Source organism: Natronomonas marina, assembly GCF_024298905.1.
GTDB classification, from domain to species: Archaea; Halobacteriota; Halobacteria; order Halobacteriales; family Haloarculaceae; genus Natronomonas; species Natronomonas marina.
In genome coordinates this window covers 2,532,584-2,550,910 of sequence record NZ_CP101154.1, presented here as the reverse complement: position 1 = coordinate 2,550,910, position 18,327 = coordinate 2,532,584, and the positions used below count along the sequence as shown (strand labels likewise).

Here is an 18,327-nt window from a genome sequence, read left to right as displayed (position 1 = left end):
CAAGGGATTTACATTGACATATCGTACCATATGTTGGTGAAACACCATGCCCGACCCTGATGCGAAGGCCGAGCAGGACAGTGCGGGGGAGCGTCCCGAACCGGTGGTTGCCGACGCCGTCGAGACGACGGAGTCCTACCAGACGGAGGAGGGTGTGGTGTTCTACGACGCCGAGAACCCGCTCGCGTGGATGCAGGCGGCCGACGTGATCGACCTCGACGAGGTCGCATAACTTTTCACCACGGAGCGGCTGACTGGAGTCGTGGACCCCTTCAGCGACGGGGACGACGACTCGAACGAGCCCGAGGAGTTCGACCCGAGCAGCCTCGGCCCGGAGGTTCCGACCGTCGATACCCCGTCCGCCGACGGCCCGGAGATAGACGCCGACGTCGACGAGGTGCTCCTCCGGACCTTCTGGGGGTCGGTGATCGCGCTCAACGTCGCCATGGCGGCGGTCCCACTCGGGCTGATGCTGATATACTTCCGCGGCGACTGGGAACTCGGCGGTCTCGCTATCGCCGTCGGCTGCGTTGCAGGCGTCGCCGCCGCCCGCTTTTATTACATCTTCAGGACCGACCGGACGGGCGGAGGTGGCCCGCCGTGAGGACCGTCGACCACGACGGCGAGCGCTACCTGCTCCTCAAGCGGTCCGGCGAGTCCAGTCTCGTTCGCCACCCCGAGACGGGCGAGGAGCGGTACCTGCCCAACGAGGAGTTGACCGAGAGCGGCGAGTCGCCGCTCGTCACTGCCGCGCGCCGCGTCCCGGACGCGACCCGGCAGGTGGTGACCGCCGTCCACTCCGAGCGGGCGCTCGGCGTCCTCGTCGAGTTGGACGAGCGGGGGCCGCTGTCCGTCCGGGCCGTCCTCGGCGGGTACGACCTCTGTGAGTCGGACCTCCACGGGTTGTTCGGCGAACTGCGGGCCGCCGGCCTGGTCGTCGAGACCGAGGTCGACGGCGAGCGGGGCTACCGGCTGACCGACCGCGGCCGCGAGGGACTCGACGGCCTCCGGTAGTCAGGTCGGCGCCTCGAGGGTCGCCGACCGCTCGACCGACGACCGGTTCGTCGTCGGGTCCTTCCGCACCGCCACGAGGTCGTCGGCCGCCTCCACGAGTTCGTCGTCGTGGCTGACGACGATTATCTGCTCGACCCCGTGTGCCGTCATCGACTCGATGAGTTCGACCAGCTTCGAGACGTGCCCCGAGTCGAGGAACACCGTCGGTTCGTCCAGGATGAGCGGCGGCGTCGGCGCCTGTCCCTCGATGCCCTCGGCGAGCAGCCGGTAGATCGCACACCGCAGCGAGAGGTTGAACAGCGCCCGCTCGCCGCCCGAGAGCTGTTCGGGGTCCAGCGGCGTGCCGTCCTTCTGGTAGACGGTCAGTTCGTAGTCGCCGTCGAGTTCGATGCGGGCGTACGAGTCGTTCTGGTAGACCAGCTGGAAGGTCTCGTTGAGCATCGCCTCCAGGGTCTCGACGTTCCGCTGGCGGAGTTCCGCCCGGAGGTCCGCGTAGGTCTGTTGCAGTTCGTAGGCCTCGTCGTACAGCGAGTCCAGCCTGTCGACGACGGCCGCCAGTTCCTCGCGCTCCTCCCGCAGGGCCTCGAGCTCCTCGATTTCGTTCTCGACGGCCCCAACATCGGCCTGGAGTTCGTCGCGCTCCTCGCGTTTCTCCTCGAGGTACGGCTTGACCTGTTCGAGGTAGTCCTCCGCGCGCGCTTTTTCCTCCTTCGCCTCCTCGAGGGCGGCGGAATCGAACTCGTCTTCGAGGGCGGCCTTCCGCTCGCGCTTCTCGGCGAGTCGCTCGCGGCGCTCGTCGTTCAGTTCGGCCTTGTTGTCGCGGCGCTCCCGGAGGGTCTCCATCTCGGATTCGTTCTCCTCGACGTCCTCCAGCAGTTCCGCCACCCGTTCGAGTCGTTCGCGTCGGTCGCCGAGGGTCGCCTTCTCGCCGTTCAGTTCGCCGATGGTCTCCCGCGCGTCGTCGGCCTTCGCCTCGGCAGCCTCGGCTTCCTCTGCGGCCTCGACCGCTTCCTCCTCTGCGGCCTCGGCCCCCTCGCGGAGCGTCTCGACGCGGTCGGCCTGTTCCTCGAGTGTGGCGGCCTTCTGGTCGATCAGCTCAGCGACGTTCTCGCGGGACTCCTCGCGGCGCGAGAGCTCGGCCGCCGTCTCGGCCACCTCGACGGCCCGCTCGCGTTCCGCCGCCAGTTCCTCGACCCGTTCTTCGGCCGCCTCGAGGTCGTCTTCCAGTTCCGCGACGCGCTCGCGGTCCTCGTCGATGGTCTCGACGTGCGGGGAGCCGTCCACCGGTTGGCCGCACTCCGGGCACTTGCCCTCCTCGAGGAGGCGCTCGGCCTCCTCGACGGTCGCCTCGGCGTTCTCCAGTTCCGCCCGGAGTTCGGCGACCCGCTCTCTGGCCTCGGTGAGCTCCTCCTCGACGGAATCGCGGTGCTCCTCGACCGCGTCGCGGTCGACCGGCGCGTCCGCCAGGGCCGCGCGAAGCTCCTCGATTTCGGCGTCGAGTTCCTCGAGATTCGCCCGCCGGTCGGCCAGCGCCGCCCGCTCCTCTTCGAGGTCCGCCTCCAGGTCGTCGGCTTCCGCCCGGCGCTCTTCGGCCTCCTCGCGCAATTCCTCGGCCCGCTCGCGCTTGGCTTCTGCCGTCCCCGCGTGCTCTTGGGCGGTGACACTCTTCTCCTTGATTCGCTCCCGAATCGCCTCGGCCTCGTCGTCGAGTTCCTCGATGCGGGCCTCGACGGCATTCGGGTCGGCCGCTTCGAGGTCCGTCTCGGCGACGGTCTCCTCGAGGTCGGCCTCCAGCGACTCGGTGGTCTCCCGGAGCGACCGGATGCGCTCGCCGAGCGCCTCCCGCTCGCCTTCGGTCTCCGAGATGGTCTCGGCCAGGTCGTCTATCTCGGCCGCCAGTTCGTCCATCTCCTCGCGGCGGCTCTCGTACTCCTCGACGACGCCCTCGGCGTTCTCGAGGGTCGCCTTCGCATCCTCGCGGTCCTGCCGCTTGTCCTCGATGTCGTCGACCACCTCGGCGAGTTCGGCCTGCAGGGCGTTGAGCCGGTCGTGGAGGTCCTTGTCCTCCTTGGCCTCGATCTGGGATTCCACCTGCGAGAGCGCACCCTGCTTGTCGTCGCGCACGCGCCCGACGCCGACCCGGGCGTCGCTGGCTCGCTCGCGGTACTCCTCGAGCTTGCCCAGCTGTAGCAGGTCGTCTATCATGTCCTGTCGCTCGTCCGGCGAGGCGTTGATGAGCTTGTTCACCTCGCCCTGCCGGACGTACGCGCAGTTGACGAACGCCTCGGCGTCCATCCGGAGCAGCGACGCGATCTTCGCCTCGACGTCGGTGACCTGCTCGACGGTCCCCTCCGGCGTCTCCAGCACGCAGGTCGTCGTCTGCGCGGTGTCGCCCCGGAGCTTCACCTCCCGTTCGACGTGGTACTGACCGCCGCCGTGGACGAACCACAGTTCGACGGCCATCTCCTCGGCGCCGTTGGAGACGACCTCGTCCAGCGTCCCCTCGACAGCGTCGGCGCCGTACAGCGCGAAGAAACACGCCTCCAGGAGCGACGACTTCCCGCTGCCGTTGACGCCGTGGACGACCGTCACCCCCGGGCGGAGCGTCAGTTCGGCCTCGTCGTAGCACTTGAAGTTCCGGAGGCGGACGCGCTCGAAGTTCACAGGTAGTCCTCCATGGAGGCCTGGTCGTCGCCCGCCGGGGACGTATCGTCCTCCACGTCGGGCTCGACATCGGTTCCGCTACCCTCCTCAGACGGAGCGTCCGAGCCGGCGACCCCGACGCCCGCCTCGCTTTCGTCCGTCGTCGGCTCGGCGGAGTCGCCGTCGGCAGCCGCCGGGTCGTCGCGGTCCTCCGCCGTCGGCCCGTCGTCCGCGTCGTCCCCGTCGTCACCGAGTCTGTCCGCGACCGTCTCGGGTTCCTCGGCGGGCGCCGACTCGAAGGCGGACGGCTCCTCGAGCAGGTCCCCGACGCGCCGTTCGACCTCGCTCGACACGTTCGAGTCGGCGACCTTGCTGGCCCGGATGGTCTCGTCGAGGTCGCGGGCCGCATCGCTCAGGCCGAGTTCCCGGACCCGCTCGCGGACCGCCTCGTCGGGGTCGGCGAAGGCGACGTCGAGGTCGGCCTCCTCGCTCACCTCGCGGCGGTCGGTCACCCGCGCCACGAGGGCGCCCTCCTCGGCCGCGAAGTTCTCGATTCGGGCCGCCGAGACCGACTCGCCCGCCCCCGAGAGCGTGACGGTGACGACCGCGTCGGCGAGGTCGTGCTCCCGGAGGCGCTCGCGGACGCGCTCGAAGCCCTCCCCTTCGGCGAGTTCGAGGTCGACGAAGACGAACGCCCGGGTCTCGATGCCGCGCCGGGCGACGTGGACGCCGTCGTCGAACTCGACGATGTTGTAGCCGCGCTCCTCGCGCTCGCTGGCGCTCGTGCGCTCGGTCGACCCGCAGTAGGTGACCCAGGTGCCGTCGACCTCCGCTCTGGTCGCGGCGTGTTCGTCGCCCAAGAGCAAGGCGTCGAAGTCGACGGTCGCCTCGGCGAGCACCTCCGCGGCGTCCCACTCGACGTTGCCGTAGTCCGGAACGAGCGGTTCGAAGAGACCGTGCGAGACCAGGGCGGCGTGGTCGGCGTCGTGGGGTTCGAACTCGTAGTCGAGGTCGGCCCGCTGGTTTCGGGGGACGAAGTCCAGCCCGTAGAAGGCGGTGTCGCCGACGACCACCGGGTCCTGGCCCAGGCGGGTGGCCAGTCCCATCGCCTCGAAGAGGTCGAGCCACTGGGCGTCCCGCTTGGTCTCGTGGTTGCCGACGACGGCGAGAAACGGGATGTCGGCGTCGTCGAGGCTCTCGAGGACCGACTGTGCGCCCAGCAGGTCCGACAGCCCCGGCCGGCGGTCGTGGAAGAGGTCCCCCGCGTGGACCACGGCGTCGACGTCGTCCTCGATCGCGTCGGTCGCCACGCGCCGGAAGGCATCGAGGAAGTCCTCGCGACGCTCCGGCAGGTGGTACTGCCGGTATCCGAGGTGGGTGTCCCCGGTGTGAATCACCCGTGTCATCGGGACGACGCTTCGTCGTCCCGTCTTAAATCGGTTCCGCGACCGGGGTGAAACTGTTCGTCGGGGTCGAGCCGTCCCGCCGCCGCCGCGCGGAACCGCCGGAACGACGCCAGCGCGCGCTGGCCCCGCTCTGCGAGTTCGGGGTCCTCGACCGTCTCGATGGCCGCCTCCAGTTCCGCCAGACCCGTGGTCTCGACGAACTGGGCGGCCGCATCGAGGTCCTCCCTGGCGGCGTCGGCGCGCTCGATGACCGTCCGTTCGTCGGCGCCGGCCAGTCGCCGGAGCGAACCCTTGACGCCCTCCGGGTCGGGGGCCTCCGTGTCGTCCGGGTCGGGGTCGCCTGGTTGGTTCGAGACCACGCACGAACCTGGTCCCGGTTTCGGATATAAACTCTCGGCCTGGGCCGGCCCGACCCGATCCCAACATGTGGGGACAACCCATAACGCCTTCCGAGCGGAACCTACCGTCGTGATTTCGGAACTGCTGGGCGCCCTGCTGGGCGTCCACGTCGTGGCGGGGGTCGTCGCGCTGCTTTCGGGGCTCGTGGCAATCGGGACCCGGAAGGGTGGGCTGTGGCACCGTCGTGCCGGCCGCGTCTACGCGGCGACGATGGGAGTGGTCGTGGTGACGGCGCTGCCGCTCGCCGCGGTCGACGCCGACTACTTCCTGTTTTCCATCGCCGTCTTCAGCGGCTACCTCGTCTTCGCGGGCTACCGGGTGCTGTCCCGGAAGCGCCCGGAACCGGGCGAGGCCGCGTCGGTCGACTGGGCCGGTCACCTGACGATGGTCGGGTTCGGGCTCGGCATGGTCGGTCTCGGCGGCTACGACCTGCTCGGCGGGGATTCCCTGGGCGTCGCACTGATGACGTTCGGGGGTATCGGTCTGGCGCTGGCCGGCCGCGAGATACGCTCCGTCTACCGACCCTCGCCGGAGCCGCGGGAGTGGTTCTTCAAACACATCGTCTTCATGGGCGGCGGCTACATCGCCACCGTCACGGCTGCGGTGACGGTGAACCTCACGATGCTGCCGCCGCTGCTCCGCTGGGTCGGCCCGACGCTGGTCGGCACGCCGGCAATTCTCCTGACGACGATCAAGTACAGGCGCCGGTTCGATACCGACTCCAGCGAGGCCGCTCCGAGGTAAGGATCACTCCTCTATGGCGAGGGTGTAGACGCGCTTTCGTGCGTCGGTGAAGGAGAACCGCGAGTCGACGGCGTCGACCTCCTCGAGCCGCGTGAGCGCGTACCGGACGGTCCGCGGCGGCAGCATCGTCTCCTCGGCTAGCTGACTCTGGGTCAGCCGGTCGTTGTACTCCAGCACCTTCGCGACCAGTTTCGCGCTCGGGGGTAGCTCCGCGACCGCCTCCCAGCCGCCGGGGTCCCCCTCCACGTCGAGTTCGCTCGCACTCATGTGTCCGCCCATTTACGATGACGGGGGATAATACTTACTCTTCGTTATTATTTCCAAAAGTAATAACACGTCCCGCGGGACGGGTCGCAGTCCCGGGATTTTCCACCCTCGTCGGGGCGGTGAGGCTACCCGAAGTCTCTTGTAACCGCGGGCGCTACGATCCACTAATGACCGATACTGTTGACGACGTCGACCTCCCCTACGAGGACGACGCGTCACAGCAGGAGAAAGTCGAGGCGCTCGAGGAACGCCTCGAGATACTCGAACAGCAAAACGAGGAGATGCGCGACAAGCTGCTGGACGCCAACGCGGAGAACAACAAGTACCAGCAGAAGCTCGAGCGGCTGACCCACGAGAACAAGAAGCTCAAACAGTCGCCGCTGTTCGTCGCCACCGTCCAGGAACTCACCGACGAGGGCGTCATCATCAAACAGCACGGCAACAACCAGGAGGCGCTGACCGAGGTCACCGACGAGATGCGGGAGTCGCTCGACCCCGACGACCGCGTCGCGGTGAACAACTCCCTGTCCGTCGTCAAGCAACTCGACGACGAGACGGACGTCCGCGCCCGGGTCATGCAGGTCGAGCAGTCGCCCGACGTCACCTACGAGGACATCGGCGGCATCGACGAGCAGATGGAGGAGGTCCGCGAGACCGTCGAGATGCCCATCGAGAACCCCGGCATGTTCGACGAGGTCGGCATCGACCCGCCGTCGGGCGTGCTGTTGCACGGCCCGCCGGGCACCGGCAAGACGATGCTGGCGAAGGCCGTCGCCAACCAGACCGACGCCACGTTCATCAAGATGGCCGGCTCCGAACTCGTCCACAAGTTCATCGGCGAGGGCGCGAAGCTCGTCCGCGACCTCTTCGAGCTGGCCCGCCAGCAGGAGCCTGCCGTCGTCTTCATCGACGAGATAGACGCCATCGCCGCCAAACGGACGGAGTCGAAGACCTCCGGCGACGCCGAGGTCCAGCGGACCATGATGCAGTTGCTCTCGGAGATGGACGGCTTCGAGGACCGCGGCCAGATATCCATCATCGCCGCGACCAACCGCTTCGACATGCTCGACCGGGCCATCCTCCGGCCCGGCCGCTTCGACCGCCTCATCGAGGTGCCCAAGCCCGAACGCGAGGGACGGGAGATCATCTTCAAGATTCACACCCGCGAGATGAACGTCGCCGACAGCGTCGACTACACGGCACTGGCCGACGTCGCCGCCGACGCCTCTGGAGCCGACATCAAGGCCATCTGCACCGAGGCCGGCATGTACGCCATCCGCGACGACCGCACCGAGGTCGAGATGGCCGACTTCGAGGACGCCTGGGAGAAGATCCAGCAGACCGAGGACGCCGCCGAGGCCGAAATCTCGAAGACCTTCGCGTAGCCGCTTTCTGCACCTCCTCTCGGCGCTTCGCGCCGCTCGCTGATACTTGCCTCCCGATGCGTCTCGACTGCGGGTACTCCGTTTACGAATTCGCCCGTGACGGGGACCGCCCTACAGCAGCGTGAAAATCAGCCACGGCAGTCCGAACAGCAGGAGCGTCATCACGGCCAGCACGAGCCCGTAGGCGAGGAAGGTCCCGGCGGCCGTGAACCAGGCGGGGTGGTCGTACTCCTCTCTGAGGTCGGCGACGTTCATACGCTCCCGTTCGGTCGCTGTCCCTTAGATGTACCGCTCTGCGGAACCACGGCGGCACGGCCCGCGACGTCGGCGGAGACTGTCCGACCCACGGGGGTCACGCCCGCCGTCGACCGCTCCCGGCGGGCCACCGCGCTCCGGTCCGACTATAGCCCGGTGGATAACTCGAAATGCGTATCGATTACTGCCGCCCCAGGAGACTCTCACCAGAATCGGTTCGCGGTGATGCGCACTGAGCGCCGGCCGCGGCGTGACCGGGTAATCGAAAGGCGTTACTCCTCGCTTGAACGGTACCGTACAGTTATTACGGTTCTCGCGGGAGTGGCGGTATGGAGCAACTTACACGTGGAATGGTAACGTGCCCCGTGTGCGGCGCCACCACCGTCGTCGGACTCCCGCGGTCGACGACCGATCCGGTTATAAGCGCCAGCCCCTCGCCCGAACTCGACGACGCCTACACCGGCGAGAACGCCGGGCGACGGAAGCGCCGGCAGTCCTGCTGTCCGAACGGCCACGGCTTCTACATGTACTTCGAGTTCTGATACTGCCGGCTGTAACTATCCAAACCAGTGGTGGCGGAAATCAGACCGTACAGAACGGTTACTGTCGAACCTCACGAAACGGCCTGCACGTAATTACAGCCGGCAGTACGAGCCGTCGGGCCCGCCGACCACCGGCCGGCACCGGCCACGACCGGTCGGTCGCCGCCGCCCGAACCCGCGGTTCTACGGTACGACGACGGCACGGCCTGCGACGTCGCCGGCCGCCAGTCGGTCGAAGGTATCGGGTAGTTCGGCCAGGTCGACCCGCTCTACGTCCGCCGTGATGCGGCCCTGCCGGGCCAGTGCCAGCACGTCCCGCAGTTCCGCCGACGTACCCCACTGGACGGTCCGGTAGGTCACCTCGCTGCCGACGAGAGGGTTCCACGAGAAGTCGAGCGTGCCGCCGCCGATGCCCGCGAGCACGAGGTGTCCGTCGGCGCCGAGGACGTTCGATGCCCACTGCAGCGTCTCATCGACGCCGACGAAGTCGACGACTGCGTCGACCGGCCCGTCGGCGGCGGCCTTGACCGCCCGCGGGACCGAGCCCCCGGTCTCGACGGTCGCGTCGGCGCCCAGCCGTTCGGCGCGGTCCAGTTTCGCCGGCACCCGGTCGACGGCGACGACCCGACAGCCCCAGGTCCGGGCCAGCTGGACGCCGAACTCGCCGAGGCCGCCGATGCCGACGAGCGCGACGGAATCGCTAGGACCCACCTCGGCCCGCCGGAGCGCGCGGTAGGCGGTGAGGGCAGCGTCGGTCAGCGGCGCCGCCTCGACCGGGTCGAGACCGTCGAGCGGCAGGCAGTAGTCCGCCGTCGGCACCCGCAGGAACTCGGCGTAGCCGCCGTCGTGACCGATGCCGAGCCAGTTCGAGAGGTTACAGAGCTGGTCGGCGCCCCGGGCACAGGTCTCGCAGTTCCGGCAGCCCCACCCGCCGAAGACGGCCACCTCCGTCCCGGCGTCGAGGGCGACGCCCTCGCCGGTTTCTGCGACCGTGCCGGCGACCTCGTGGCCCAGCACTCGCGGCTCGACCAGGGGGATGTCCCCGTCCATGACGTGCAGATCGGAGTGACAGACGCCGCAGCCGGCCACCTCGACGAGCACCTCGCCCGGGCCGACCGACGGCCGCGCTACGTCCTCGATTCGGAGCCCCTCGCCGGGATGGAAGCGCGCCGCTCGCATGGGTCGGTAGCCCGGGGCACGGACAAAGAGCGTTCCGGTGGCCGGCCGAGGTCAGTCGAGTATCTCCGCGATCCGTCGCGGCTCCGAGGAGAGCGCGGGGTCCTCCTCGACGAGTTGCAGCACCTCGTGGTCGGTGACGTCGGGGTAGTCCTTGTGGGTGGCCTCCTCTATGAGGTCGGCCTCCAGCCGGAACTCGGTGCCCTCGTAGATCACCTCGACTCCCTGTTCGTCGAACGACAGAACGGTCATGTCCTCGCTTGGCGGCTGCCACGTATAAGCGGTGCGTTGAGAACGCGACGGAGTTTCCCCTCCCCGTCGCGGGGGCGCGCCACGGCGGGCGCATCGACGGCCCCGACGTGGGGGTTCGGGCACCTGACATAAGTGCGTGTGGGCCGAACGTCGGATTCCGTACCCGACGGCATCACTCCATCGCCGAGGGGGGAATCTTGAACGCGACCGCATAGAGGAACTCCCGGCTGGGCACCTCGTAACCGACCCTGTAGAGCCCGGGGTCGTTCGTGACCGGCCACACCGTCACGGGCTCCAGCGCCGCCGCGTCCGGCGCCCCGGCGACGGTGTCGGCGACCAACTCGACGGCGCTGCGCTGGACGGCGGCGTAGGGTTCGCCGGCCGCCGACAGCGGCGTGTGGTCGTTCAGTTCCATCAGTTCGCTCGTCGCCGCGGTCGTGTCCGGGTGGGAGTCGGCGGCGTTGACGTCGGCCTGGTACTCGACCATCAGCGAACCGTTCCGGTAACTGAATCCCAGCGTCCCGTTGGACGGACCGAAATCGGTGTTGCGGAACGAGACGGTGGCGCCGGGCGAGGCGGTGTCGACGACGGACTCAAGCAGCGAGCGGGCCGCCTCGCGCTGCTGCTCCGGTGGTCCCTCTCCCCCCGCGCCGTTCGGCTCCGCCATACCCGTATCTGCACACCTGCCCGCATAAAAATACCGAGTGGGTGCGGCCGGGACGCGTGCCGCGTCGCGTCGGACGCACGTCTGACGCCCCGGGGTGGTTTTAATATGGGGCACGCGTGATTGTCCACCGTGCTGGGTTCCGACCCGCTCGAGGAACTGGCGATTCCCGACGGCACGCACGTTCAGGAGCACGACCTCGTCACCGAGGGGGACGTGCTGGTCGGCGGCCAGAGCGACGTCGAGCTGGGCGTCCGTGGCGGCAACGTCATCGCCGGCGAGCGGGTGACCTTCGGCGGCGACATCGAGGCCGACGGCGACTGCCGACTCGACATGTGGTGCGACGTCGACGGCAACGTCCTCGTCGGCCAGGACGCCTACCTCGGCGAGCGGGTCCACATCACCGGCCAGCTCATCGTCTCGGGCGACCTCGACATCGGCGACGACGTCGACATCGAGCGCGGCTTCGAGGCCAACGGCTGGATCGTCATCCGCAACCCGATGCCGACCATCGTCTTCCTGTTCGTCTACCTCTCGCAGTTGCTCCGCATCGGCGAGGAGGAGGCCGCCGAGGAGGTCGCAGAGGAGTTCCTCGCCGACGACCGGGAGGTCGACCCCGTCGTCATCCCCCGGGGCGCGAACGTCTCCGACGACGCCTGGCGCGTCTCGACGCCCGCGACCGTCGGCGACGACTGCCGGATGCACGGCAACGTCCGCGCGACCGACATCGAGGTCGGCGCGGACACCGAGATATTCGGCAGCCTCCGCGCCAAGGAGGACATTCGCGTCGGCGCCGGAACCGTCGTCCACGGCGACGTGACGACGAAGGGCGGCGACGTCGTCGTCGCGCCCGACGCCCACGTCCGCGGCGACATCTCCTGTGAGGACTGCGACCTCTCGGAGGCCGCCGAGGTCGACGGCGCCATCCGCGCCCGCGGCGAGACGAACGTCACGGCCGTCACCGAGGGAGCCGACTCCCGACGCGACGACGGGCCGGGAGCCGTCGACGACGCGTCGACCGACGGGGCGAGCGCCGACGACGCACCGAGGGACGAGACCGCTCCCGAGGCCGCCGTCGTCCCCCTCGGGGAGGGGGACCTCGACGTCGAGACGACGCCCGCGGTCGTCCCGCTCGCCGAGAGCGACGTCGACTGGGACGCGGTCGGCGCGGCGGCGACCAACGGCGACGGTGACGTCGAGGGCGTCATCGCGGAAGCCGAAAAGCAGTAACCACCCGTCCGAGAACGCCGCGGTATGCGTGCCCTGTTCTTTGACCTCGACGACACGCTCCTCCACGTCACCCGCGACTACCCCGCGTTGCTGGCCGACGCCTTCCGCGACGTTCACGGCGAGGTGCGCGAACCGTGGCTGGAGACGTACGAGGAGGCGTTCCTCGACGCGTTCGCGGCGCTGGAGCCGGACCCCCTATCGCCGGGGATTCCGGGCGACCGGGCTCGACCCCGACCCGCTCGTGGCGGCGCTGTTCGAGCGGGAACTGGCGGCCTGCGAGCCGCCGGCCGGCGCCGGCGCGGACCTCGGGCGGCTGGCCGGGAGCCACCGGCTCGGCGTCCTCACGAACGGCGTCCCGGCGTGGCAACGGGCGAAACTCGACGCCAGCGGCCTCGCCGAGCACTTCGACGCCGTCGTCGTCTCCTACGAGGCGGGCGCCCACAAGCCGGCCGCCGCACCCTACCGGCTCGCCGAGGAGCGGCTTCCGGCCGACGCCTACGCGATGGTCGGCGACAGCGACGACGACGTCGAGGGCGCGGCGGCGGCGGGCTGGAGCGCCCGCCGCTACGAGGGCGAGGGGTTCGGCGATTTGCCCGCGTCGCTCCCGTGGTAGTCCGGCGACGCGCGGCCCGACCGAAAGGCAATTCGGCCCGCCCCGCCGAGGGTGGGTATGCTCTCTGTCGCTCTGGCCGGCAAGCCCAACGCCGGCAAATCGACGTTCTACAAGGCCGCCACGATGGCCGACGTCGACGTCGGTAACTACCCCTTCACGACCATCGACGCCAACCGGGGGGTGAGCCACGTCCGCACCCGCTGTCCCTGCCTGGACCTCGACGAGCGGTGCGGCAACGACGACTGCCACGACGGCAAGCGCTACGTCCCCGTCGAGTTGCTGGACGTGGCCGGTCTCGTCCCCGGCGCCCACGAGGGGAAGGGACTCGGCAACCAGTTCCTCGACGCGCTGTCGAACGCCGACGTCATTCTCAACGTCGTCGACGCCTCCGGCGGCACCAACGAGGAGGGCGAACCCGTCGAGGCCGGCTCCTACGACCCGGTCCAGGACGTCGAGTTCGTCGAGACGGAGATGGACCTGTGGCTGGCCTCCATCGTCGAGGACAACTGGGAGACCGTCGAGCGGGGTTCCCGCTCCCCGGAGTTCGACTTCGAGGACGCGCTGACCGACGTCCTCACCGGCGTCGGCGCCACCGAGTACGACGTGATGGCCGTCCTGCGGGAGATGGAGTACTCGACGGACCCGATGGCCTGGGACGACGCCGACCGCGAGGAACTCGCCCGGCGCATCCGGGAGCGGACCAAGCCCATCGTCGTCGTCGCCAACAAGGCGGACGTCGCGCCCGAGGGCAACGTCGAGCGACTCCGGGAGGCGGCCGACCGCGTCGTCGCCGCCACCGCGGAGGGCGAACTCGCGCTCCGGAAGGCCGTCGAGGCCGGCGTCGTCGACTACGACCCAGGCGACGAGGAGTTCGAAATCACGGGCGAACTCTCCGACGCGCAGACCAAGGGCCTCGAGCGCGTCCGCGAGGTGATGGTCGAGTTCGGCGGCACCGGCGTCCAGGCCGCCCTCGACGAGGCCGTCTACGACCTGCTGGACCGCATCACGGTGTACCCCGTCCAGAACGAGACCCGCTGGACCGACGGCCAGGGCAACGTCCTGCCCGATGCGTTCCTCCTGCGGAACGACGCCACGCCGCCCGACCTCGCGTTCGCCGTCCACTCCGACATCGGCGAGGGCTACCTCCACGCCGTCGACGCCCGCGACGGCCGCCGTGTCGGCGAGGACCACGACCTCTCCGAGGGCGACGTCATCAAGGTCGTCTCGACGGCGAACTAGCGGGTTCCAGCAAGCGCTTCGACGGACCGTGCGTATTAGTATCACCAGCCCTTTGCGGGAGTGTACCATGTGCCACGGATTCGACCTGCGTGACCGACGCGAGTTCGAGCGCGAGGAATCGGAGGACGAGGAGCCGTCGTTCGTCAACGAGGAGGCGAGCGTCGAGACCGAGGTGCTGACCGACGGCGGCGACGAGGAGCAGGAAGCGCCGGACGAGTAGCCAAACCCCGGCGCGTCGCTCGACTCGAACCTTCGACCTTCTTTCGGCCGAGGCCACCGAAGAGCCGCGGCGATAGCGCCGTCGTGAGCCGAAACCGCTGCAGCTACCGCTCTCCGCGGGATGCTCTCGGTGAGACCACACCGTGCTCCGGAAAACTTATATTTCATAGCCAGAGTCAGAAATATATGGACACGGGAAGCAAGCTCGTCCTCTCGGGATTTCTCACCTTCGTCGCGCTGGGGTTCATCCTCGTAGCCGGCCCGATAGGCATCGTGGCGATACCGCTTGTGCTCATCGTCGCCGGGTTCGTCGAGATGGCGAGCGGGGGGTCGGACTCGACCGCCACGACTAGTGTCAACTGCGAGGGCTGCGGCGCCCCGAACGACGAGGACGCCGAGGCCTGTCACCACTGCGAGGAACCGCTCTGAGGCGCCCGGCACCGCGACCCCCAGGGCTAACTGCGCGCCCGGCGTACCCGCGGCCGTCATGGCGTGGACCGCCGAGACCGACCGGGTGGACTACTGTCCGACCTGTGGCGCCGACCTCGACACCGAGACGGTCGAGGGGCGAGCGGTGCCGCACTGTCCGGCCTGCGACCTGCGGCTGTACCGCAACCCGGTGCCGGTCGCCCAGGCGACGGTCGTCGACGGCGACCGTGCGCTGTTGATCGAGCGCGGCGCGGCGCCGCACGCCGGCGAGTGGGCGCTCCCCGGCGGCCACGTCGAGCGCGGGGAGTCGCCGGCGGCGTGTGCGACCCGCGAACTCCGAGAGGAGACCGGGCTGTCGGCCACGGCGGCTGACCTGCGACTCGTCGGTGACGGCTTCCTCGAGTTCGAGGGCGGCGCCGCGATGGTGTCGTTCAACTACGCGGTGCCGGCCGCCGCGACGGCGGGCACACTGCAGGCGGCCGACGACGCGGCCGACGCCCGGTTCTGGTCTCGCGAGGAGATTCGACGCGAGTCCCCGCGGCTCCGGGCGTCGGGCCGCGAGCAGGTTCTCGAGGCCATCGACGACCTCGGGGAGGGCTGACCGTCGCGCTACCCGAGCCACACCGCCGCCACCAGCACCGCCAGAAAGAGATACGACCCCCGGATGAGCAGTTTCGTCGCCAGGCCGTCGTCCTCGCCGGCCCGCCACGCGAAGGCCGCCACGACGCCGAAGACGACGGGTGCGGCGGCGCTGGCCGGCGGGAAGACCCCGATACCCGCGAGCGCCACCACGACGACCATCCCGGTGGCCATCAGGCCGTAGGCGAACCGGCGGGCCCGCCCGGGACCGAGGACGACGGCGACGGTCCGCTTGCCGATGGAGCGGTCGTACTCGTAGTCCTTGGCGTCGTCGACGGTCTTGATGCCGCTGAGGACGACGAAGAAGACGACGGCGAAGGCGACGACGCGGGCGGTGAGTGCGGTCGCCTGGACGTAGTAGCCGCCCAGGAGCGCGAAGGCGATGCCGGCGGGGTAGCCGGCGGTCGCCCCGACCGGATTGAGGTCCAGCTGGGGCGCGTGGAGGTAGCCGATGACCCACCCCGGAAGCGTCAGCAGCGCGGCCCACGCGTTCACGAGGGCGCCGATGGCGAGCAGGCAGGCGAAGAAGACGGCTGTGGCGCCGGCCAGCGCGACCCGGCAGCCGACGGCCGACAGCGGGTGGTCGTCGTCCTCGCCGCGGCGGTAGAAGTCGACGTAGCCGTCCTTGATGTGGGCCGTGTAGAGGGCGGCGAAGGCGGCGGTGAGGTGGATGGCCAGTAGCGCGGCGTCGAGTCGGTCGGCCAGCACCGCGCCGAACGCCGAGGCGGCCAGCGGCGGCAGCATGAACACGGGGTGGACCTGCGAGACCAGCGCCCCGACGTCCGCCCGGACTCCGCCGCCGTGGCGTGCGATTGCCATGTTCTCACTATGGTAGCGACCCACATTATTCTACGGACGGGGGCGACCCGCGCGGGGTGTCCGTGCCCGCCGCGTCAGCGCTGGACCTCGTATATCGTGACGTCGCCCTCCCGGAAGGCCACATCGAGGTCCGGGTGGTCGGTAACCGCGACGTCGTACCGGTTGCGCTCGGCGGGCCCGACGTAGACGTACCGGACATCGTAGCGGTCGAACAGGTCGGACTGCTCGTCGGTCGACCCCTGGTAGATGGTTCGGACGTCGGCGAGGCGCTTCTCGTAGGGTTCGTCGCCGCGGTACTGTCGCTCGTGGAACCACCCGAGGACGGTCGGATGTCCGGTGAGACTCGCGGGCGCGGAGGCGCCCTTGCCCTCCTGTGGTTGCCACCGGTAGCCGCCGGGGGCGGCGGTCACGATGGTCCGGCGGCCGGGCTGCCGGTTCAGCCACTCGATGGCGGCGGCCTCATCGGGGTAGAGTGCGCCCGCGTAGGCCGTCCCGTCCAGCGTCGGGCCGTCGGCGCCGACCGGCTCGTTGTCCACCGCGGCCGGCACCGCGAAGCCGGCGTACAGCCCCGTCAGCGCGACGAGTGCGACGGTGAGGACGGTTCCCGTCTTCCGGAGGCGGTCCCGGTCGACGTCGAGACCGAGCGCGGGCCGGCCCCGGGCCAGCATCGGCAACAGTACCGCGGCCGCCACCGACCAGAGCAGCCAGACGTGGGCGTACGGCTTGAAGATGACGTTGAACCGCTCGCCCTCGATGGTGACGAGTTCGACGAGCAGGACCAGCCCCGCCCCGGCGACGACGAGCACGAGCGGAAAGCCCGTCTCCGGGCGGGTCCGCAGCAGCCACCAGCCCCCCAGCAGGAAGGGCAGCGTCAGGCCGAGCGCGGGCGCCCCGAGGACCGTCACGACCGCGAGGAGGCCGAGTCCGCCGAGCAGGACCGCCGCCGGAGGGACCCGCCCGGTCGCCAGCCGACGGGCGAGGTAGGCCGCGAAGACCGCGAGGAAGGCCCCGTGGACGACGAGGAGCGGTCCCAGCGGCGTCCACGGCTCCCAGTAGGCGAGCGTCTGGTCGGGACCGCCGGCGACGACGCCGACCCAGTAGGGCAGCGTCCACGCGAGGGCGCCGAGCAAGACGGCGACGGTCCCGAGGGCGGCGACGCCGAGGCGGGCCGCCTCCTCGCCGACCGGCCCGCGGTCCTCGAAGATGCCCTCGCCGTACGACCCGAACAGGGCCGTCGCGTCGCCGGGGGCGAAGGCGAGCGCCAGGAACGTCACCCCCAGCGCGGTCGGGAACGACCAGAGGTTGAACAGGGCGACCAGCCCCACGACGGGCGGCAGCGCGCCGAACAGCACCAGCCGTCGGGTCGACGGTTCGGCGCGCCAGTAACTGAACAGCAGCGCGACGGAGAGGAGCAGGAATGGCTGGCTCATCATGTGGGCGTGCAGGTCGCCGTTGAGCCAGGCGAAGAGCGGGAACTCCGTCGCGGCCAGGAAGTCGACGGAGGGGTCGTCCGGGCGGACCGGGAGGACGCGGCTGGCGTCGAAGTAGGAGAACGCCGAGGGGTTCCACGAGGCGGCGCTCTCGGGGACGCCCGGCAGCCCCGCCACCAGGTCGCCGGGGAGCAGCCACCCGGCCACCTGGCCGGCGGTGTGGAGGTTGCCGGCGACGCCGACGAAGAACGCGCCGAGACCGGCCGCCGCCCGGCGCGGGACGTCGCGGGCGGCGGCGACGGCGCCCGCCAGCCCGTAGGCCGCGGTGACCAGCGCCGCGTAGAAGCCAGCCAGGGCGAGATTGTACGCGAACTGCGGCCCCGTCCCGGTGAGGCGCGTCAAGAGCGCCGACAGCATGTGCCCGCCGTAGTGGTACTGGACGGCCTTTCCCGCGAACCACATGTCATCGGGGGGCAGCGCCCCGGCCCGCAGCGAGGACTGGACCAGCCCGAAGTCGAGCATCTTCTCGCCGATGGCGACCGGCAGCGGCGCGATTGCGGGGTTGAAGGACCGGATGGCGACCAGAAAGAGGAAGGCGACCGCGAAGACGGCCGACGCCTCGCCGTAGGCGCGTTCCTCGACGGCGTCGGCGTCGCCGAGGACGGCGCTGGCGCCGACGACCGCGGCGAGACCGGCCAGCAGTGCCGGCCACCCGAAGGCGAGATGGCCGACGAGGTGGCCGACGACGGCGACGACGGCGAGACCGACCGGAATCGCGAAAATCGCCCCGCGGCCGTCGAGTCGAGGAAAGAGCGCGGCCGCGAGCGGGAGCGCGGCCAGCCCGAGTATCAGGTACATGGCGAGCCACAGCACGACGAGCCCGTATTCCATCACCACAATCGCCGGCGTCGCCCCGTATACCTCTTGCGGAGTCGACGTTTTCGCCGAATCGAACCGCTTTT

General features: G+C 69.8%; 22 protein-coding genes. 12 read left to right on the top strand and 10 right to left on the bottom strand.

Features of this window, described 5'->3' with window-relative positions:
• Positions 1-46 precede the first annotated feature (46 nt).
• From NLF94_RS13695 to NLF94_RS13685, 3 genes are read left to right on the top strand one after another with little or no spacing between them, the layout of a single operon-like run.
• Positions 47-232 (top strand): DUF7331 family protein, encoded by a 186-nt coding sequence (locus NLF94_RS13695; protein WP_254838182.1) that lies wholly within the window; start codon positions 47-49, stop codon positions 230-232.
• Positions 233-262: 30 nt separating this feature from the next.
• A complete protein-coding gene (locus NLF94_RS13690) occupies positions 263-604 on the top strand; it encodes a DUF7322 domain-containing protein (protein WP_254838181.1) in 342 nt (113 codons plus the stop codon).
• Positions 601-1,014, top strand: coding sequence for a DUF7346 family protein (locus tag NLF94_RS13685; RefSeq protein WP_254838180.1), 414 nt, complete (start codon positions 601-603; stop codon positions 1,012-1,014). Before NLF94_RS13690 ends, NLF94_RS13685 begins: the two co-directional genes overlap by 4 nt.
• On the opposite strand, the gene rad50 is transcribed toward NLF94_RS13685, so the two are convergent.
• The 3 genes from rad50 to NLF94_RS13670 are packed head-to-tail and all read right to left on the bottom strand — an operon-like array spanning position 1,015 to position 5,422.
• Positions 1,015-3,678, bottom strand: coding sequence for a DNA double-strand break repair ATPase Rad50 (rad50, locus tag NLF94_RS13680; protein ID WP_254838179.1), 2,664 nt, complete (start codon positions 3,676-3,678; stop codon positions 1,015-1,017). It lies immediately after the preceding gene.
• On the bottom strand, positions 3,675-5,063 hold the full coding sequence (gene mre11, locus NLF94_RS13675; RefSeq protein ID WP_254838178.1) for a DNA double-strand break repair protein Mre11: 1,389 nt from the start codon (positions 5,061-5,063) through the stop codon (positions 3,675-3,677). The genes rad50 and mre11 overlap by 4 nt, the downstream gene beginning before the upstream one ends.
• The gene (locus tag NLF94_RS13670) at positions 5,060-5,422 is read right to left on the bottom strand and encodes a DUF7966 family protein (RefSeq protein ID WP_254838177.1); all 363 of its coding nucleotides are present in this window, start codon (positions 5,420-5,422) and stop codon (positions 5,060-5,062) included. Before NLF94_RS13670 ends, mre11 begins: the two co-directional genes overlap by 4 nt.
• Before the next feature lie 109 nt (positions 5,423-5,531).
• Here NLF94_RS13670 and NLF94_RS13665 point away from each other — a divergent pair, with 109 nt between their 5' ends.
• Positions 5,532-6,206 (top strand): hypothetical protein, encoded by a 675-nt coding sequence (locus NLF94_RS13665; protein WP_254838176.1) that lies wholly within the window; start codon positions 5,532-5,534, stop codon positions 6,204-6,206.
• 3 nt (positions 6,207-6,209) lie between these two features.
• Here NLF94_RS13665 and NLF94_RS13660 read toward each other — a convergent pair whose 3' ends face one another.
• Entirely contained in the window at positions 6,210-6,473 is a 264-nt protein-coding gene (locus NLF94_RS13660; RefSeq protein WP_254838175.1) for a winged helix-turn-helix domain-containing protein, read from the bottom strand.
• Positions 6,474-6,640: 167 nt separating this feature from the next.
• On the opposite strand from NLF94_RS13660, the gene pan1 reads away from it, so the two are divergent.
• Positions 6,641-7,858, top strand: a complete 1,218-nt coding sequence (pan1, locus tag NLF94_RS13655) for a proteasome-activating nucleotidase Pan1 (RefSeq protein WP_254838174.1) — start codon at positions 6,641-6,643, stop codon at positions 7,856-7,858.
• A 111-nt stretch (positions 7,859-7,969) separates the two neighbouring features.
• Here pan1 and NLF94_RS13650 read toward each other — a convergent pair whose 3' ends face one another.
• Positions 7,970-8,113, bottom strand: coding sequence for a hypothetical protein (locus NLF94_RS13650; RefSeq protein ID WP_254838173.1), 144 nt, complete (start codon positions 8,111-8,113; stop codon positions 7,970-7,972).
• Positions 8,114-8,442: 329 nt separating this feature from the next.
• On the opposite strand from NLF94_RS13650, the gene NLF94_RS13645 reads away from it, so the two are divergent.
• Positions 8,443-8,655 (top strand): DUF1178 family protein, encoded by a 213-nt coding sequence (locus tag NLF94_RS13645; RefSeq protein WP_254838172.1) that lies wholly within the window; start codon positions 8,443-8,445, stop codon positions 8,653-8,655.
• A 183-nt stretch (positions 8,656-8,838) separates the two neighbouring features.
• Here NLF94_RS13645 and NLF94_RS13640 read toward each other — a convergent pair whose 3' ends face one another.
• The 3 genes from NLF94_RS13640 to NLF94_RS13630 all read right to left on the bottom strand — a co-directional run bounded on the left by NLF94_RS13640 (position 8,839) and on the right by NLF94_RS13630 (position 10,750).
• Positions 8,839-9,834 carry an alcohol dehydrogenase catalytic domain-containing protein gene (locus NLF94_RS13640; RefSeq protein ID WP_254838171.1) on the bottom strand — a complete coding sequence of 332 codons (996 nt, stop codon included), beginning with the start codon at positions 9,832-9,834 and terminating at the stop codon, positions 8,839-8,841.
• A gap of 51 nt (positions 9,835-9,885) precedes the next feature.
• Positions 9,886-10,083 (bottom strand): DUF5800 family protein, encoded by a 198-nt coding sequence (locus tag NLF94_RS13635; protein WP_254838170.1) that lies wholly within the window; start codon positions 10,081-10,083, stop codon positions 9,886-9,888.
• Between the two features lie 172 nt (positions 10,084-10,255).
• Positions 10,256-10,750, bottom strand: coding sequence for a hypothetical protein (locus NLF94_RS13630; protein WP_254838169.1), 495 nt, complete (start codon positions 10,748-10,750; stop codon positions 10,256-10,258).
• A 129-nt stretch (positions 10,751-10,879) separates the two neighbouring features.
• On the opposite strand from NLF94_RS13630, the gene NLF94_RS13625 reads away from it, so the two are divergent.
• The 6 genes from NLF94_RS13625 (at position 10,880) to NLF94_RS13600 (ending at position 15,078) form a co-directional block, all read left to right on the top strand.
• On the top strand, positions 10,880-11,977 hold the full coding sequence (locus tag NLF94_RS13625) for a polymer-forming cytoskeletal protein (protein WP_254838168.1): 1,098 nt from the start codon (positions 10,880-10,882) through the stop codon (positions 11,975-11,977).
• Between the two features lie 241 nt (positions 11,978-12,218).
• Entirely contained in the window at positions 12,219-12,590 is a 372-nt protein-coding gene (locus tag NLF94_RS13620) for an HAD family hydrolase (protein WP_254838167.1), read from the top strand.
• Between the two features lie 57 nt (positions 12,591-12,647).
• Positions 12,648-13,829 (top strand): redox-regulated ATPase YchF, encoded by a 1,182-nt coding sequence (locus NLF94_RS13615; RefSeq protein WP_254838166.1) that lies wholly within the window; start codon positions 12,648-12,650, stop codon positions 13,827-13,829.
• 67 nt (positions 13,830-13,896) lie between these two features.
• Entirely contained in the window at positions 13,897-14,049 is a 153-nt protein-coding gene (locus NLF94_RS13610) for a hypothetical protein (RefSeq protein WP_254838165.1), read from the top strand.
• 185 nt (positions 14,050-14,234) lie between these two features.
• Positions 14,235-14,477, top strand: a complete 243-nt coding sequence (locus tag NLF94_RS13605; RefSeq protein WP_254838164.1) for a hypothetical protein — start codon at positions 14,235-14,237, stop codon at positions 14,475-14,477.
• Between the two features lie 58 nt (positions 14,478-14,535).
• A complete protein-coding gene (locus tag NLF94_RS13600; RefSeq protein ID WP_254838163.1) occupies positions 14,536-15,078 on the top strand; it encodes an NUDIX domain-containing protein in 543 nt (180 codons plus the stop codon).
• An 8-nt stretch (positions 15,079-15,086) separates the two neighbouring features.
• On the opposite strand, the gene NLF94_RS13595 is transcribed toward NLF94_RS13600, so the two are convergent.
• Both NLF94_RS13595 and NLF94_RS13590 read right to left on the bottom strand, forming a co-directional pair.
• Entirely contained in the window at positions 15,087-15,935 is an 849-nt protein-coding gene (locus NLF94_RS13595) for a UbiA family prenyltransferase (RefSeq protein WP_254838162.1), read from the bottom strand.
• 74 nt (positions 15,936-16,009) lie between these two features.
• On the bottom strand, positions 16,010-18,256 hold the full coding sequence (locus tag NLF94_RS13590) for a DUF2298 domain-containing protein (protein ID WP_254838161.1): 2,247 nt from the start codon (positions 18,254-18,256) through the stop codon (positions 16,010-16,012).
• Positions 18,257-18,327: the final 71 nt, after the last annotated feature.